Consider the following 16389-nt stretch of genomic DNA (forward strand, 5'->3'; position numbering starts at 1 on the left):
GGCAGTTCCAGCCAGATAGTTACAGGCAGATAGTTACAGTCAGGCAGTGACAGGCAGCAGACAGTGACAGGCTGGCCGGGCGACAGGCGGGGATTACCCGCACTGGCAGACGAGGCAGGGCGGATGCCGCGCCCCCGACACGCCCGTGTTCCTGCGTTACTGTGTTCCCGCCTGAGCGGGCACGGCGTTCGGGAGTGCGAGCAGGGGCACGGCCTTGCCGCCCGCATGGGCCGTGTTGGCCAGAACCTGCACGCCCAGCACATGCCAGCCTGATGCGTTCTGATAGAGCAGGGGCGCACCGCTGCTGCCATGGGTTCCCGCGCAGTCATGTGAGAGCAGGAGGTTGCCTGTGCCGTCCTGTGTCAGGCCCGTCATGTGGCAGTGCAGATCCGCCGTGATGACATCGGGCATATTCTGCTCATATCCCCCCAGTATCGCGGCCATGCCGGGCTTGATGTCCTCTGGTGTTGTGGTGATGTGAAAGACCTCATCCGGGCGGGCCACGGGGTGGTCCAGCACAAGGGTGGCGTGGTCCAGCCCGGCGCTCTGGGTTTCCCGATTGGGTGAGTAGTCGGGCGGCACAATAAAGCGGACAACACGGGCATGTGCGGTAAAGCTGTCACCACTGTAGGCGCGCAGGAAATGCACGCTGCCCGGCTGAATGAAGCGCTGGGGGTGGGCCAGCCAGAGGCAGTGCGCGGCGGTTTCCACCAGCACGGGGCTGATCAGGAAGCCGGTGCAGCGTGAGCCAAGCTCTGTCTGCACCCGCCCGATGGCGGACCACGGAGGGCGGGCGGTGGAGACACGCTGCCGTGGGTCCGCAAAGGGGGTGACCCCGGCCAGATGTGTGCGGTAGTCCGGCCCGACGGCTGCAGCAGGGTGCGGGGGAAGCGTAAGGCCGACCCCGGCCGCGAGGGCAAGTGCGCCTGCGCTCAGGCGGCTCTTCAGAAAAGAGCCACCCGCCCGCAGGGCGAAGAAACGGGCGGGCCGCTTAGTCTGCATAACCTTGTGGGTGGTTTTCGCGCCATGCAAAGGCGGTTTGCACAATGCGGTCAATATCCGTGAATTCCGGTGCCCAGCCTGTGGCGGCCATCAGGCGGGCCGGGCTTGCAACGAGGCAGGCCGGGTCACCCGGGCGGCGGTCACCCGCCTGCCACGGCACCTCAAGCCCGGTTACACGGGCCACGCTTTCAATGATTTCCCGGTTGGAGTTACCGCGCCCGGTGCCCACGTTGAAAGTCACGCTCTTTTCGTTCAGCAGCGGCAGAACGGCCAGATGTGCCCGCGCAAGGTCTGTCACATGCACATAATCCCGGATGCAGGTGCCATCCGGCGTGGGGTAATCCTGCCCGAACAGTGTCAGGGCCGGGCGGCGCTTCAGAGCGGCATCAATCACCAGCGGGATCAGATGCGTTTCCGGGCGGTGGTCTTCGCCCGCGCGGCCTGCGGGGTCGGCCCCGGCTGCGTTGAAGTAGCGCAGGCATGCGCTTTTCAGCCCGTGGATACGGTCTGCCCAGTACAGGGCGCGTTCCACCATGTATTTGCTCTCACCATAGGGAGAGCCGGGGTCAACGGGCGTATCCTCGCTGATGGGCGCATCTCCGGCGGAGCCGAACAGGGCCGCCGTGGAGGAGAACACAAAGCGCTTTACGCCGTGGCGCACGCAGGCATCAATCAACCCGAACCCGATGCCCGCATTGGCGGACATATAGAGCATGGGGTCCTGCATGCTCTCTCCCACCAGTGAAAGGGCGGCAAAATGCAGCACGCCATCCCACGGGCCATCGGCCAGAACGCGGTTCAGGCATTCCAGATCAGCCAGATCTCCATGGATGAAGTGTGCCCCTTCCGGCACCGCAGCGCGATGGCCCGTGCGCAGGCTGTCAAACACCACAACGTCATGCCCATCGTCCAGAAGGGCAAGAACAACGTGGCTGCCGACATATCCGGCGCCACCGGTCACAAGAAAACGAGCCATGAAAGCTGATACTCATCCAGTAAAAGATGGACGAGACCCTAGAGCGTTCAGGCGGCCCGGTGCAAGGCCGGGGCAGGGTTTTTCCTGATTCAGAAGGGTTTGAGCAGGCGGTCCAGATAGTCCAGTTCCTGCTGGGGGCGAGTGCGATCTGAATCGCGGCGGCGGAGTTCCTGCTCGATCTCGCGGGCGCGCTGGCGGGCCACGTTATCAGGGATATGCGTGCCGTCATCCGGGGCCTGATCTCCCCCTTCGCCCATGCGGCGGCCCAGCGGGTCACGCTTGTCGTGGCTTTTGTCCCGGCCACCGGTTTCATCCGCGTCATCAGTGGGGGTGTTACCGTCATCCCCATCGTCCGCGCTGTCCTGCCCTTGCGAGGAGTCCCCCTGCGCGCCGTCCTGCGGGCTGCCGGACTGGCCACCGCTGTTGCCGCCAAAGGCAGGCAGGAAGCTGGGGGTGGCGCTCCTGCCGTTACCCTTCATGGTGTCCTGCATCTGCTGGCGGCCTTTGCTCAGGGCTTCCAGAGCTTTTTCTTCCGCAGTGGCGGCGGCGGCGTCATCCCCATCCGCCAGAGCCTTGCGGGCGTCCTGCATGCTTTTCTGCGCATCGGCAAACGCCGCAGGGGCTTTGCCTGTCAGTTCCTTGAATTCATCTTTCAGCTCGTCCAGCGCGCGGCTCAGGGCGTGCTGGGTGGCGCGGTCCGTCCGCCGTGCGGCGGCCTGTGCTTCAGCCTTGGCCGGGTCCAGCGGGGGAGGCTGGTCAGGGGAGGCCGCGCCCGGAGGCGGAGGAGGGGCAGGCGGCGCATTCTGGTCCGCGCCGGGGGGGAGGGGCAGGCCCAGCCTGCGCAGCAGTTCAGGGGTGGACATGGCGCCGTAATTGTCATCGCCGTCAGCGTCTTCATCGTCCATCGCGTTCTGCTGGCGGGACTGCGCCCGAAGCGTTTCATCCAGACGGGACTGGGCGTGGTCCAGCAGGGAGGTCTGCTTGCCTGTCAGGTCCCGCAGGGCGGCGGCCTGCTCACGGGCTTTCTGTTGCGCAATCATCTGCTGCGCCATGGCGGCCATGTCCTGTGGCGTGGCGTTACGCATGCGCTCGGTGGCGTCTTCCATTTGCTGCAGGCGTTCCAGCGCATCGGCGGAATGGCCGTTGGCGGCATCGCGCTGCATCTGCTGCATCAGGCGGGAGAAGGCTTTATCTCCCGCTCTGGAAAAGCCGGGCAGATCAGGAATGGCCGTATGGTCCCGCAGGGCCTGCGCGGCCAGAGCCTGCATCTTGCGGGCAATGGCCTCCTTCAGGGTTTTCAGCCGGGCTTCCAGCTCTTCCCGCTCTTCCTGCGTGTGCTGGCCACTCTCGCGCATATGGCGCAATTGCTGGGCCACGGCGGCCTGCGCCGCGCGGACATCGAGAGAGGCCTGCGCGCTGGCATCATCCCCCTTGCGGCGGTCTTCAATATCCAGAGCCAGATCCCACAGCAGGTTGGTGGCGCTGGCGCGGGCTGTGTCCGTATCCACATCCTTGTTATCCAGCATGGCGACAAGGCTGGTCAGGGCGAGGAACATACCCGTGTGTTCAGTGACCGGACCGGGTGTTTCACCAAGCGCGGCAAGCTCCGTTGCGGTGTCACTCCGGCTTTCACGCCCCAGTGCAAAGCGTTTGCGCAGGTCCAGCACGGCCCGGGCCACGGGGGAGTGGAATACGCGCGCCCCCAGCCGGAAGGTAACGGGCGCGCTCTGCCCCTCATGCCCGCTGACAGAGGTGGCCACGACACGGGCCGTGACTTCTTCCCCCGCCCAGGGGTCTTCTGAAAGGTCGGGCGTTATCACGCCCTTGGTGGATTTGGGGTGCCCGCTGAGAGGCAGCGGCACCGTGAGCGTGCGGGCAGGCCCGCGCCCCGGATGCACCAGATGCATCTGCACGGAGAGCGATGCCAGCCCGTAGGCATGCGCGGCCTCCCACGGCAGGCGGGTGCGCCAGTCTACCTTGTCCGCACCGGGGGATGGCCCCCATGCAACAGTGGGAAGGGTGTCGGGCACCACCGTAATCGGCCAGCGGGCGAGGGTGCGCCCGCGCCCGGCCACGCGCACCACACCGCTATGCTGGAGTGTGACATCCACCTTCCAGCTCTGCGGGTCCAGTGTCTGGCGGGTTTCATCCTGCATCACCAGCCCGTTCGCACTGCGCAGGACAGGGTGAGAGGACAGGCCGGTGACAATAACCGTCAGTTTCGCGCCCTCCGGCACGGAGGGCGGCGGCGCATTCGGGCTGAGAAACACCGGGGCTTCGGGCGCATAAGCCGGAGGGGTGATCCATGCTTCCACATGCGCCATCGGTACATCGGGGTCATCCCGCCCCGGAATGAAGGCGGCCAGAATTCGGCCGGGAGCGGAGGTGCCCGCCATTACACCGGTGCCGAGGCAGGCTGCCAGCAGGGCTACGGCGGCCCATCGCCGCACGGGGCTGGCGGGCAGAAGGTGGGGCCACCCGGCCCGCAATGCACCCAGAGAGGCCAGCACGCGCTGCTGGTGCGCCTGCCACAGGGGCTGGGCCGCCCCTTTCCGCGCTCCTGCCGGGTGGTCTGTCAGTGTTGCGAGCGGGCGGTTCTGCAGGCCGGAGGCATGCTCAATGCGGCGGTCCACCGCTTCCGGTGTGGGGGCGTTCAGGCGGGAGAGGTCAGTATGCAGCCGCCAGCCGCACAGGCTGAGCCACCCGGCCACAAGCACAAGGCGCAGCCCGTCCGGCAGATGCTGGGGCAGGCGCAGCAGCCCTGCCACCGCATAGAGGCCCAACAGGCCGAGTGTGGGCTGGAGAGCAGGCCAAAGCTGTTCGATATGCAGCACAAAAGCGGCATGCTGGCGGACGGTAGCCAGCCGTGCCGCCAGAGAGCCTCCCCCCGCAGTGGAGGAGGCCAGATCCTGTTTCAGATCTGCCGGGCTCATGCGGTCCCGGCCAGGTGGGCGGGCACAGTTTCCCCCTGCCACAGGGCTTCAAGCGACTGGCGGGGGCGGATGACGTGCCATGTGCCATCCTCCACCAGCACTTCCGCCGCCAGAGGGCGGCTGTTGTAGGTGGAACTCATCACCGCGCCATAGGCCCCGGTGTCCAGAATGGCCACACGCGCCCCGCGCTGCATGGGGGGTAGGTGGCGGTCACGAGCGAACGTATCTCCGCTTTCACATACCGGGCCAACCACATGGGCCGGGCCTGCGGGCAGGGTGGCCACATGCGGGCTGAGGGGAACAATACCATGCCAGGCATCATACATGCTGGGGCGCAGCAGGTCATTCATGGCGGCGTCCAGCACAAGGAAGGGGGCTTCGTTCCCACGGGCCTTGTTGAGGATCACGCTGCTGAGCAGCAGCCCGGCGGGGGCTGCCAGCCAGCGCCCCGGCTCAATGGCCAGACGCACGTCCAGCCCGCCAAGCTCGGCTTTCATGGCTCCGGCCAGAGCTTCCGGCTGGCCTTCGGGTTCCGTGCGATAGGAAATACCAAGACCACCGCCGCAATCCACCACCTCGACCGTCTGGCCTGCGGCGCGGACAGTCCGCACCAGATCAGCAATGCGGGCATATGCGGCGCGATAGGGGGCGACGGAGAGAATCTGGCTGCCGATATGGGTGGCAAATCCAACGGCCCGAATGCCCGGCAGGCTGGCGGCGCGGGCATAAAGGGCGGCGGCATGGTCATAGGGAATGCCGAACTTGTTGGCGGCCAGCCCGGTGGTGATTTTGGCATGGGTTCCGGCATCCACATCCGGATTGACGCGCAGCGTGATGGTGGCCCGGGTGCCCAGCCTGCTGGCGATACTGGAAATAATGTCCAGCTCTTCAGCACTTTCCACATTGATCTGCCCGATGCCCAGACCAATGGCGCGCTCCAGCTCCGCATCCGTTTTGCCCACGCCGGAAAAAACGATGTGCGCGGGGGCTATGCCCGCCTTCAGGGCGCGGGCGAGTTCTCCGCCGCTGACAATATCCGCCCCGGCCCCTTCCTCACGCAGAAGGGAAAGCACGGCCAGATGATCATTGGCTTTCACCGCATAATGCAGGGAAACATTCAGCCCGGCATCCCGCATGGCCTGCTGCATGCGGCGCACGCGTGTGCGCAACGTATCACCGCCCATTACCCAGCAGGGTGTGCCCACGGCATCGGCAATGGCGTTCAGCGCCACACCGTCCAGCATCAGGCCGCACAGCGGGTCCATCTTCAGGGATGGGTGGCTGGCCAGCAGCTCGGCTACGGAGGGGTCCGGGTCAAGAAACGGTGTCGCGTCGGCCATGGGGCGTTTTGAGCCTTGAAATCACATACTGCTCCGGTACCACAGGGCAGGGCGGTGTCTGCCTGGCCCGGAGCCTCTCTGGTTCTGTTATACCGCCTGCCTGACACATTGCCACCCTTCATGCCAGCACCCGCCGCCCCCTGTGGGGCAGGGTGCGCGGCGGGGCTTTGGGGCGTGTGTCGGGCCTGATCTGCCGAGCCTGATTCGCCCGGACTTAGTCTGCTGGCGGATAGGTCTGCGGGAAGGTGATTTTATCCTGCGGCCCCGGCGCGTGGGGCGAGCCCTTCTTGCCGCAGGCGGCCAGCGGCAGGGCCAGCAGAACCAGCGCCAGAAAACTGAGGGTCAGGCGGAGTGTCATGCCGGGGTTCCTTTGCTTTGGGCGCACGGTTCGGCATTCAGTGCGGTAAGCCACCGGCGGGCTTCACGCTGCACATTGCTGCCTGCCGTGCCGCCCTCACTGGTGCGGGAGGCAATGGAGGCTTCCACCGTCAGCACGGAATAGATGTCTTCCGTAATGCCGGGTTCTTCCGCCTGCATGTCTGCCAGAGAAAGATCCGCCAGATCCACGCCTTTTTCTTCGGCCTTCGCCACAAGGCGGCCCGTAACATGGTGTGCTGTGCGGAATGGCACCTTCAGCACCCGTACCAGCCAGTCCGCAATATCCGTGGCGGTGGAGAAGCCTGACCCGGCCAGCGCGCGCATCCGCTCGGTGTTGGCAGTCATGTCCCGGATCATGCCATCACACGCCGCAAGAGAGAGGGCGGCGGCATCGGTTGCGGCAAAAACCGGTTCCTTGTCTTCCTGCATGTCCTTGGCGTAGGCCAGCGGCAGGCCTTTCATCACCGTCAGCAGGCCGACAAGACTGCCGTTCACGCGGCCTGTTTTGGCGCGGACCAGTTCGGCGGCATCCGGGTTGCGCTTCTGCGGCATGATGGAAGAGCCGGTGGTGAAGGCATCGGACAGCCGGATGAAGGAAAACGGCGAGGAACACCAGATGACAATCTCTTCCGCCAGACGGGAGAGGTGCATGGCCATAATGGAGAGGGCCGAGAGATATTCCAGCGCGAAATCCCGGTCTGATACGGAATCGAGCGAGTTGGCGGTCGGGCGGTCAAAACCCAGTGTGCTGGCTGTCATTTTCCGGTCGATGGGGAAGGACGTACCAGCAAGGGCGGCAGAGCCCAGCGGGCATTCGTTCAGGCGTTTGCGCGTGTCCGCCAGACGGCCGCGGTCCCGCGCCAGCATTTCCACATAGGCCATCAGGTGGTGGCCGAAGGTCACGGGCTGGGCTGTCTGCAGATGGGTAAAGCCGGGCATCGGGTCAAACGCATGCTCTTCCGCCCGATGGGCGAGGGCGCGCATGAGGGAGGCCACCTGCTGGTCCAGCCCGTCCAGCGCGTCCCGCGTCCACAGGCGGAAGTCCGTTGCAACCTGATCATTCCGGGAGCGGGCGGTGTGCAGCCGTTTGCCGGGCTCACCAATCCGTTCGGACAGGCGGGCTTCGATATTCATGTGAATATCTTCCAGCGCCTCGGAAAATTCAAAGCGGCCTGCTTCAATATCCTGCCCGATGGCCGTCAGGCCCGCGCGGATGGCGGCTTCATCTTCAGCGGAGATAATGCCGGTATGGGCCAGCATGGCCGCATGGGCGAGAGAGCCCGCAATGTCCTGCTTCCACATGGCTTTATCAAACCCGATGGAGGCATTGATGGCCTGCATGATCTGGGAGGGGCCACCGGCAAAACGGCCACCCCACTGCATGTTGGCATCGGCCTTTGGCCGGGTTTCCGCTTTGGGGGCGGTGTTCGCGCTGCCGGTGTCCGTGCTGTTGGTGTTCGTGCTGCTCAGAGACATGTCATGCCCCAACCCGTATCCTTGGTTATCCGTATACCGCATCCGGCGGGTCAGGCCCCCCGATGCAGCGTGCAAGGCGGCACCCTACTGATGCACGCGCCATGGCGCAAACCATGAGGGCGCAGCAGGAGCGTTTTTCCTGCACTGTTGCGGGGGCGTGGCTGCCCTGCTGTGCGGCAAGGCTTTTCGTCAGCCCGGAACATCCCTATCTTTTAGAAAGAGAAACAGGAGTTCAAGAGTATGAGTGTATCAGGCAAGCTCACCAGCTATGGCGTGATTGATCCCGGCCCGAACGCGCTGCTGGAAGTGCTGAGGGCCGCCAGCCCGATTGAAGCCGTGAAGAAAACGGAAGAGAAAATGCGTGGCGCTGACTATGTGGCCGCGCGCTCCTATGATCTGGGTGGTGAAGACTCGCTTGAAGGCACGGACCCCGTCTATCTGGTGTATGACCTGACAGACTCCGGGCTGGATGAAGAAGGCCTGACGGGGGATGATGCCGGTCAGGTGCGGGCCAAGGCGGATGAAGCCGGGATTATCGTCTCTTCAGACAAAGCGTAAGGCACAGGATCTCTGGCGTAGAGCCGGAGCGCCGGACGGGCACAGCCGGTTAGCCTTTGTCTGCCCGGCTGTGCCCGTGGCGGCCTTTTGCGTTTCAGGCAGGAATGCCTGAATGATGCGCGCAGAGCCGGGTGGTTAAAGTGACCAGCTCCAAAGATGGCGCGGGTAACAGGGGGATGAAGGGCGCAGGATGACGGGCAGAAACGCGGAAGCAGCGTCAAGCTTTGCTGTCTATGGAACAGATCAGGGCGGGCCGTTTGTGCTGGTGAGTGATCATGCCGGCCGTGCCGTGCCGCCTGATCTGGGGGATCTGGGCGTGAGTGCGGCGGACCGTGCGCGCCACATCGGCTGGGATATCGGGATTGACGGTGTGGGGCGGCATCTGGCGGCCCTGCTGCCTGCGGTGCTGATCGAGCAGGTTTATTCCCGGCTGGTGATTGATTGTAACCGCGCCCCCGGCCACCCGACCTCCATCGTGACGGTGAGTGACGGCACGCCTGTCCCTGCCAATGAAGGACTGACACCCGAGCAGATTGCCCGGCGGCATGAGTCCATCCTGCATCCCTATCACGCCCGCATCACGCAGGAGCTGGACGCCCGCCTTCAGGCTGGCCGCCCGACGGTGGTGGTGGCGCTGCACAGCTTCACCCCGGAAATGCGGGGGGTCAAACGCCCGTGGCATGCGGGCATTCTGCATAATCATGATTCGCGTCTGGCCCATATCATGCTTGATCTGCTGCGGGCCGAGGGCCTGACAGTGGGGGATAATGAGCCATATGCGCTGACAGATACGTCAGACTACACCATTCCGCTCCACGGTGAAAAACGGCAGATTCCGCATCTGGAAATTGAAATCCGGCAGGATCTGATTGCCGGGGAGGAAGGGCAGAAAGCGTGGGCGGAGCGTCTGGCGCGGTTGCTGCCGGAAGCCTGGGCGCTGTTTTGTGCCACCCATGGCAGTGGGCAGACGGGCGGGAATTCCTGCAATGCTGCAGGGGCGGAGGCAGCCCACACACAGGGGCAGGCGCACGGTTGAGAGCCACGCCGTGCCCGGTTTGAGCGGCCCGGAGCCGGGCGTTCAGGCTTCGGGGCCGCCGAGAGTTGGAAGACCCGAGAATTCAGAGAATGAGAACCAGAGAAACAGCATGACCAAGAAACCCGAGTCCGCTTCAGCACCGTGCCAACGTATTACGGGCAAGGCGCGTCTGGCCGGGGTGCTGGGCTGGCCTGTCTCGCACTCCCGTTCCCCCGCGCTGCATAACTACTGGCTGCGGCGGTATGGGATTGATGGCGCGTATGTGCCGCTGCCGGTGCGGCCGGAGCAGTTTGAAACCGCGGTGCGCGGGCTGCAGGCTGCCGGGTTCCGGGGGGCGAATGTCACCATCCCGCACAAGGAAGCCGCCTGTGCGCTGGCGGATGATCTGGACCCGTCCGCCCGGCGGGCTGGCGCGGTGAATACGCTGGTTTTTGAAGAGGATGGCCGGATTCGGGGGCTTTCGACGGACGGTGATGGCTTTGTGGCCAGCATGGATGCCAAAGGCCTTACGCTTCCGGCGTCTGGCCGTGCGCTGCTGCTGGGGGCCGGAGGGGCGGCGCGGTCTGTCGCCGCGGCGTTGCAGGACCGGGGGCTGCATGTTGCCGTTACCAACCGCACGCCGGCGCGGGCAGAGAGCCTTGCGGAGGTTCTGCCGGGGCTGGAGGCGGTGCCCTGGGCTGCGTGGGAGGCCGGGCTGGGGGCGTATGACCTGCTGGTGAACACCACGTCTCTCGGCATGGAGGGCGGGCCGGACCCGATGTTCCGCCCCTCCCTGAAAGCCGCCGCCCGGCATCTTGTGGTTGCGGATATTGTGTATGTGCCACGCCTGACGCCCCTGCTGGCCGAGGCGGAACAGCGCGGACTGAAAACGCTGGGGGGGCTTGGTATGCTGCTGCATCAGGCGCGGCTCGGGTTTCGTGAATGGTTCGGGCAGGACCCGGAGGTGGATGCGGAAACAGAAGCGAGCGTGACAGCCAGCTTCTGAGCTTCCCGGTTTTTGAGACAAATGGTGCGCGGATGTGCTTTGAAGTTCCACTCCGCCTGCGCGGTTTGCGCAGGTACGTTCACCACACGGAACCATGAAGGATAGAAACCGCAGATGAAGGTCGTCGGGCTGACAGGGGGCATGGGCATGGGGAAAAGCACCGTGGCCGCCATGTTCCGGCAGGCCGGTATTCCCGTGTTTGATGCGGATGCCGTTGTCCGCCAGCTTCAGGCCGACCATGGTGCGGCCCTCGGGCGCATTGCGGAGCTGGTGCCGCAGGCTGTAACAGCCGGGCATCTGGACAGGGGAGTCTTGAGGCGCGCCGTGCTTGAGCAGCCGGGCCTGCTGCGCCAGCTTGAGGCCATTCTGCACCCTATGGTGCGGGCCGCGCGGACTGTCTTTCTGGCGCGGAACCGGCGGCAGGGCGCGCGGTGTGTGCTGCTGGATATTCCGCTCTTGTTTGAAACAGGCGGGCAGCGGGTGTGTGATCAGGTTCTGGTGGTTTCCGCCCCGGCCCGTGTGCAGGCCGAGCGGGTGGCGCGGCGGCGCGGGTTGCCCAGGGCGGAAGCCCGGCGGCTGATAGCCCGGCAGATGCCTGATGCCATGAAGAGACGGCTGGCGGATACGGTGATAGACACCGGGGTTTCTCTGGGAGCAACACAGCGGCAGGTCCGCTCTCTGATCAAGGCGCTGAAGGCATGAAACGATCCATCCTGTTTGATACGGAAACCACGGGGCTGGACCCGGCGACTGGGGACAGGGTGATTGAGATTGCCGCTCTGGAGCTGGTGAGTGACCTGCCAACAGGCCGGAGCTTCCGTGTGCTGATTGACCCGGAACGGGATGTGCCGGAAGAGGCCTCCCGCGTGCATGGCTTTACGGCGGCGGACCTTGAGGGGAAGCCTAAGTTTGCCGAGATTGTGGATGAATTTCTGGGGTTCATCGGGGATGATCAGCTTATAGCCCATAATGCCCGGTTCGATTTCGGGTTCCTGAACGCGGAACTCAAGCGGGCAGGGCGGCAGCCGCTGGACATGGCCCGCATGGTGGACACGCTGGATATGGCGCGGGAGCGCTTTCCCGGCATGCCCAACAGCCTTGATGCGCTGTGCCGCCGCTTCGGGATCGATCTTTCTGCCCGAACCACCCATAACGCGCTGCTGGACTGCAAGCTGCTGGCTGATGTGTATGTGGAGCTTATGGGCGGCCGCCAGCACGGGCTGGGGCTGATGGCTGATGGTAGCCACGGCCCGTCCGTGATGTATGAAGGCCCGGTAAACCGCCGCGCGGTGCGCGTGGAGCCCACGCAGGATGAACTGGTGCGGCACGGCGCTTTTGTGGAAAAACTGAAGGACGCGGTGTGGAAGGCCGAGTAGAAAAAAGGAAAAACTTTTTAACAAGGGTACGGTCTTTGTGGGCTTGCCGTGTTTCTTCTTTCGGTGAAACATGGCAAGACGAAAAAGCGCTGCATCTGGATCCCCCGGACTTTGGCGGCCGCCATCCTGAAGCAAGGAGCCTTTTGATGCGCTCTGCATCCCTTCACATTGCGACTGCCCTGGCCCTTTGCGGTGTATGGTCTCTTACAGCCTGCGCCCAGACTGTACTTGGGCCAGTCACGGGTACGGTTACATTTCACACAAGCTCGGCTGATCTGGGTGTCGGATATACGTGGGGCCACGGGGTTCTGACTTATGGCGGCCGCACCTACCCCTTCTCTGTGAGCGGTGCCTCCGCCGCGGCTGTGGGCTATTCCTCCGGGGATAGTGTCGGCAAGGTTTATAATCTCCAGCGGATTGAAGATTTTCCGGGCACATTCTGGGCGCTCTCGGGCGAGGCCACGGTGGGCCGGGGTGTGAGCGGCCAGCTCATGGAAAATGATAACGGCGTGCGGATCCGTCTGGATTACACGCGGGGCGGCGCGCGCATCGCGGCCTCTCCCTCACGCTTGACCATTCGCATGCTCAACAAGCCTGATCAGGCCGCCGCCAAGAGCGGTGACAGCGCAAAAGCAGGCGTAGCCGCACAGTAAGGACTTTGCGCGCGTCATCCGGTGTCTTGCGCACGGGATGACGGGGGTAGGGGCTCGGTGCTCGGTGCAAAGCCCCCCGACATCTGCTGCCTCAGCGCGCTGGACGGATGTGCCTGCCCGCGTGAGAATGTGCCTGATGCCTGATGCCTGATGCCTGATGCCTGATGCCTGATGCCTGATGCCTGATGCCTGATGGTTACAGGGTGTGCGCGGCGTTGGGGCTGGTGGCGGTGAGCAGCCTGACGGTTTTCTGAATACTCTGTGTCTCTTCAAAAAGAGCAAGGGCGCGGCTGCGTCCCGCCTGTCCCATCTGCGCGCGCAGGGGAGCATCCTGCACCAGTCGCAGCAGTGCCTCCGCCAGAGGCGCGACGGTGGCGGGGGGCACCAGGAATCCGGTTTCCCCAGAGATAACCTGTTCACGCGGGCCGCTGATATCGGTGCTGACCACCGGCAGGCCAGTCATCATCGCTTCGATAATGGACATGGGCAGCCCTTCAAAATGGCTGGGCAGCGTGAAAATATCGGCCGCAGCCAGAACGGCTGGGGTATCCGCCCGGTAGCCCAGACATTTCAGCCGTGCGCCAAGATGGGCCTGTGCTTCCGTAAAGCAGGCATCCAGCGTGGCCCCGTGGTCTGAGGTCAGGCGTTCTCCCACCACCCAGAGTTCGGCATCGGGCACAAGGCGCATGGCCTCCAGCAGTTCCGGATACCCTTTGTGCCGCACCAGCCGGGAGACCACGACAATCACGGGAGTCTCTTCCGCCGTGCCCAGCTCCTGCCGGATACGGGCACGGGCGGCTGGGTCTGGCCGGAAGCGGGTGCTGTCCCGCCCATTGCCAATGGCAATGGGGTTGCGGGCGATGTGCAGCAGCCGGGCATCCTGTGCTTCCTCGCTCGAGACGGTGAGATACACATCCGTGATGCGCCCGCAGAGCACTTCCAGCACCAGCGCCAGCCCGCGCCGCAAGAGGGAGCCGGGCTGATTGAACAGAAAGCCATGGCAGGTGTAGGCAATACGCGGCACGCCACACAGTCTGGCCGCCAGCCGGGCCAGAATACCGCTGATGGGCATATGGGCATGCACCATATCGGGCTTTTCCCGCCGGATGAGCCGGACCAGCGCACAAAACGCCCGTATCTGTGCCGGTGGGGAAAAGGAGCGTGCGAACGGCAGCGTTTCCACCCGGAAGCCGTCCCGGCGGGGCTGCGCGACCAGCGGACCATCGGCACAGACCCCTACGACCTCGTGCCCCTCGTCACGCAGGGCGTGCATCAGGGGCAGAAGGAAGTGGTTCAGTGAAAAATCGACGTTCGTGATTTCAAGAATTTTCACGCCCGGCCTTACTCGGTCATCAGGGTTAAGGCCCAGCGAACCGGCCGCATGGCAGGCTTGGGCGGAGGCCCGGCCTCCGGTGTGGTTTTGGATGCCGCGCCAGAGGCGGGGCGGCCTGCTGCGGCCTGACCAGACGCGGCGTGAGCAGGGCCTGCCTCACCAGACCTCACCTGACCCTGCGCCGATTGACCGGGTGGAGTCTGGTGGGTGGGGTGCTGTCCGGCAGAGGGCTCGTGCTCGGCAAACAGGGCCTGCGCCATGGTGGGCGCGGCCTGTTCCGGCTGGCTGGGTCGTGCGGCCATATCCGCCTGCGCGGAGCCTGCGGTCTGATAGGGCCAGCTATCAGCAGGGGGGGCATCACGCAGCAAAGGCTCAAAGGCGTCTTCTTCGTGAGCGTGTGGCGCAGATGGCCCGGAGGGAGCCGTGTGCCCGGCTTCCTCTTCCGGGTAAGGCAGGCCGGAGGCAGGGTCATGATATCCGGGGGCGGAGGAGCTGTCATACCCGGCCTCGGCGCCCTCGGTCCGGTGCTGGTCCTGTGGCTGAGGCATGTCGGGGGAGTATGGGGCGTTGTCTTCCGCAGGCTGTTCAGAAGGATACGGGCTGCCCTCTCCATAGTCCTGCATGGCGTGTGAAGCGGCTTCAGCCTCCGCATCGGCTTCGGTGTAGAGGTCGCGTTCGGCATCCTCCTCGGCTTCCGCGGCAGGATCAGCTTCCGGCTCTGCCGGTGGGTCTGGCGGGTAGAGAACAATCTGGAGGGAGGGCACAGGCTGCCCGCTGCCCAGATAGATGCTGTCTTCCACACAGGCGGGAACGTTGGCCTGAAACAGCCAGCTTTCTTCCTGCGTATAGAGCAGAAAGCCGTGGGCGATTTCCTCCACCGTGATCTCGGGGTGCAGGTGAAACCGCACGCAGAAATTACGGGTGTCCGTGCCTTGCAAGGCATCTTCCCCGCGCAGGGTCTGGCCATCTTTCCCCAGATAGATCTGGCGGGAATACACGCCCCCGCCCTGAGGTGTGTAGCCATCATGCGTCATATGCAGCCAGTGTGCGCCATCCTGCGAGGCATGTGCCCGTGTGACGGTGGGCCTGCGGAGAATAGTGCCGTTCTGGTCCCGCCGGAGGGGGCCGGCACCCCCCATCTCCAGCACGGAATGGGCGGCCGGGACATGCAGGGCCTCGGCCCAGGCGCGCTGGGTACTGGCACCGCAATTCACAATAATCCGCTGCCGGCCGGATGAAAATTCAAAGGAGAGCATGCCCGCATGAGCCGTCCTGTCATATCCGGCGGGGGCTGGGCCTGCGGCATCGGCAAACAGCATGGTGCGCCCGCTTGTCAGGCGCATATAGCCGCTTTCCGGCAGGCTGGAGGCCACCACGCGGCTGCGGGAGGCGCGGGTGAGCACCTGTTCAATCAACTGCGGGTCACGCTCCCGGCTGCCATTGAACAGCATCAGCCCGCCATCTCCATGGCGCATCGCGCGCAGGGCCGGGGCGGCGCGGTCTGCCGCTTCCATCAGGCGGGTGGGCAGCGGCAGGCGGGCGGTCTGGAGAATGCTGAGCATTTCCGCCAGTTCCCGCACGGCCTGAAACTGGTCTTCCGGGCACCGGGTAATGTGGCTGCCATCGGCCAGAAACTGCTGCTCGATCTCCTGATCAATCAGCCTGAGATAGCGGGAGAGAAATTCCTGATGGTCCGGAATGGCCACGGCCACGGCCAGCAGGCCCTTGAGAGCGGCAAGAGCGCGCCAGCCCTGTGCGGCCTCCGGCATGAGCGCCATGATGGAGCGGGCTTCCATGATCAGCGCGGCCATCAGGTTCTGCCGGAAATCATCATCCGCCGCGGCTGCGAAAAATTCGTAATAGGAGAGCCATGCGGCCAGACGGGTTCCGGTAATGGAAGGATCTGCCACCGGGCGGTCCGGCGCGGGCTGGCTGATCCATGTGGCCACCATGCTGCGGGCCTTGATGCGGGCCGATTCCGCACCCAGTTCACGCAGGTCGCGCAGCCAGGTAAAGCCTTGCAACCAGCGCCGGTAGGCATCGGGCCAACCGGGGCTGTCCCACTGGAGGTGGTGCAGGGGGCGCACGGTGCCTTCAAACACACTCTGGTTCCGCACCAGCCGTTCCCCGACCATGGGGTTCCCCGGCCAGAGGTCTCGTAATGTCAGGGCCGGTGCGGCAGGCACACGGCTAAAACCGCCCAGCGGGTTACGCATGGCAAAGGTCAGACGGGCATCACGGGTCCAGCGGCGCAGGGGCATCAGGCAGGGGGTGCTCCGAAAATGGGGTGAAATGATGTCTGTTAGCGGCGGAAGAAACCTGTTCTGAAGGAAAGGGACTGAA

At 64.7% G+C, this 16389-nt stretch carries 14 protein-coding genes; 6 read left to right on the top strand and 8 right to left on the bottom strand.

The window, feature by feature from the left end; genetic code table 11:
* Positions 1-156 precede the first annotated feature (156 nt).
* The 6 genes from GOB82_RS01165 to argH form a co-directional block, all read right to left on the bottom strand.
* Positions 157-1002 carry a trypsin-like serine peptidase gene (locus GOB82_RS01165; RefSeq protein ID WP_166118580.1) on the bottom strand — a complete coding sequence of 282 codons (846 nt, stop codon included), beginning with the start codon at positions 1000-1002 and terminating at the stop codon, positions 157-159.
* The gene (gene galE, locus GOB82_RS01170) at positions 992-1978 is read right to left on the bottom strand and encodes a UDP-glucose 4-epimerase GalE (protein ID WP_166118583.1); all 987 of its coding nucleotides are present in this window, start codon (positions 1976-1978) and stop codon (positions 992-994) included. The genes GOB82_RS01165 and galE overlap by 11 nt, the downstream gene beginning before the upstream one ends.
* Positions 1979-2067: 89 nt before the next feature.
* Positions 2068-4911, bottom strand: coding sequence for a DUF4175 domain-containing protein (locus tag GOB82_RS01175; RefSeq protein WP_166118585.1), 2844 nt, complete (start codon positions 4909-4911; stop codon positions 2068-2070).
* On the bottom strand, positions 4908-6251 hold the full coding sequence (gene lysA, locus GOB82_RS01180) for a diaminopimelate decarboxylase (protein ID WP_166118587.1): 1344 nt from the start codon (positions 6249-6251) through the stop codon (positions 4908-4910). Before lysA ends, GOB82_RS01175 begins: the two co-directional genes overlap by 4 nt.
* Before the next feature lie 214 nt (positions 6252-6465).
* A complete protein-coding gene (locus GOB82_RS01185) occupies positions 6466-6609 on the bottom strand; it encodes a hypothetical protein (protein ID WP_166118589.1) in 144 nt (47 codons plus the stop codon).
* Positions 6606-8012 carry an argininosuccinate lyase gene (gene argH, locus GOB82_RS01190; protein WP_166119633.1) on the bottom strand — a complete coding sequence of 469 codons (1407 nt, stop codon included), beginning with the start codon at positions 8010-8012 and terminating at the stop codon, positions 6606-6608. Before argH ends, GOB82_RS01185 begins: the two co-directional genes overlap by 4 nt.
* Positions 8013-8345: 333 nt before the next feature.
* On the opposite strand from argH, the gene GOB82_RS01195 reads away from it, so the two are divergent.
* The 6 genes from GOB82_RS01195 to GOB82_RS01220 all read left to right on the top strand — a co-directional run bounded on the left by GOB82_RS01195 (position 8346) and on the right by GOB82_RS01220 (position 12713).
* On the top strand, positions 8346-8663 hold the full coding sequence (locus GOB82_RS01195) for a hypothetical protein (RefSeq protein WP_166118592.1): 318 nt from the start codon (positions 8346-8348) through the stop codon (positions 8661-8663).
* A gap of 190 nt (positions 8664-8853) precedes the next feature.
* Positions 8854-9699, top strand: a complete 846-nt coding sequence (locus GOB82_RS01200) for an N-formylglutamate amidohydrolase (RefSeq protein WP_166118594.1) — start codon at positions 8854-8856, stop codon at positions 9697-9699.
* Positions 9700-9808: 109 nt separating this feature from the next.
* Positions 9809-10684: a shikimate dehydrogenase gene (locus GOB82_RS01205; protein ID WP_166118597.1), complete on the top strand. Its 876-nt coding sequence runs from the start codon at positions 9809-9811 to the stop codon at positions 10682-10684.
* Positions 10685-10798: 114 nt separating this feature from the next.
* Positions 10799-11386, top strand: coding sequence for a dephospho-CoA kinase (gene coaE, locus GOB82_RS01210; RefSeq protein ID WP_166118599.1), 588 nt, complete (start codon positions 10799-10801; stop codon positions 11384-11386).
* Entirely contained in the window at positions 11383-12060 is a 678-nt protein-coding gene (gene dnaQ / locus GOB82_RS01215; protein WP_166118601.1) for a DNA polymerase III subunit epsilon, read from the top strand. Before coaE ends, dnaQ begins: the two co-directional genes overlap by 4 nt.
* A 146-nt stretch (positions 12061-12206) precedes the next feature.
* Positions 12207-12713 carry a hypothetical protein gene (locus GOB82_RS01220; protein WP_166118604.1) on the top strand — a complete coding sequence of 169 codons (507 nt, stop codon included), beginning with the start codon at positions 12207-12209 and terminating at the stop codon, positions 12711-12713.
* 196 nt (positions 12714-12909) lie between these two features.
* Here the strand turns inward: GOB82_RS01220 and GOB82_RS01225 are convergent, their stop codons facing one another.
* Together GOB82_RS01225 and GOB82_RS01230 are read right to left on the bottom strand one after the other, a co-directional pair.
* Positions 12910-14046 carry a glycosyltransferase gene (locus GOB82_RS01225; protein WP_166118606.1) on the bottom strand — a complete coding sequence of 379 codons (1137 nt, stop codon included), beginning with the start codon at positions 14044-14046 and terminating at the stop codon, positions 12910-12912.
* An 8-nt stretch (positions 14047-14054) separates the two neighbouring features.
* Positions 14055-16307 (bottom strand): heparinase II/III domain-containing protein, encoded by a 2253-nt coding sequence (locus GOB82_RS01230; protein ID WP_166118609.1) that lies wholly within the window; start codon positions 16305-16307, stop codon positions 14055-14057.
* Positions 16308-16389: the final 82 nt, after the last annotated feature.

Origin of the sequence: Acetobacter farinalis, assembly GCF_011516935.1 — a bacterium.
GTDB classification, from domain to species: Bacteria; Pseudomonadota; Alphaproteobacteria; order Acetobacterales; family Acetobacteraceae; genus Acetobacter; species Acetobacter farinalis.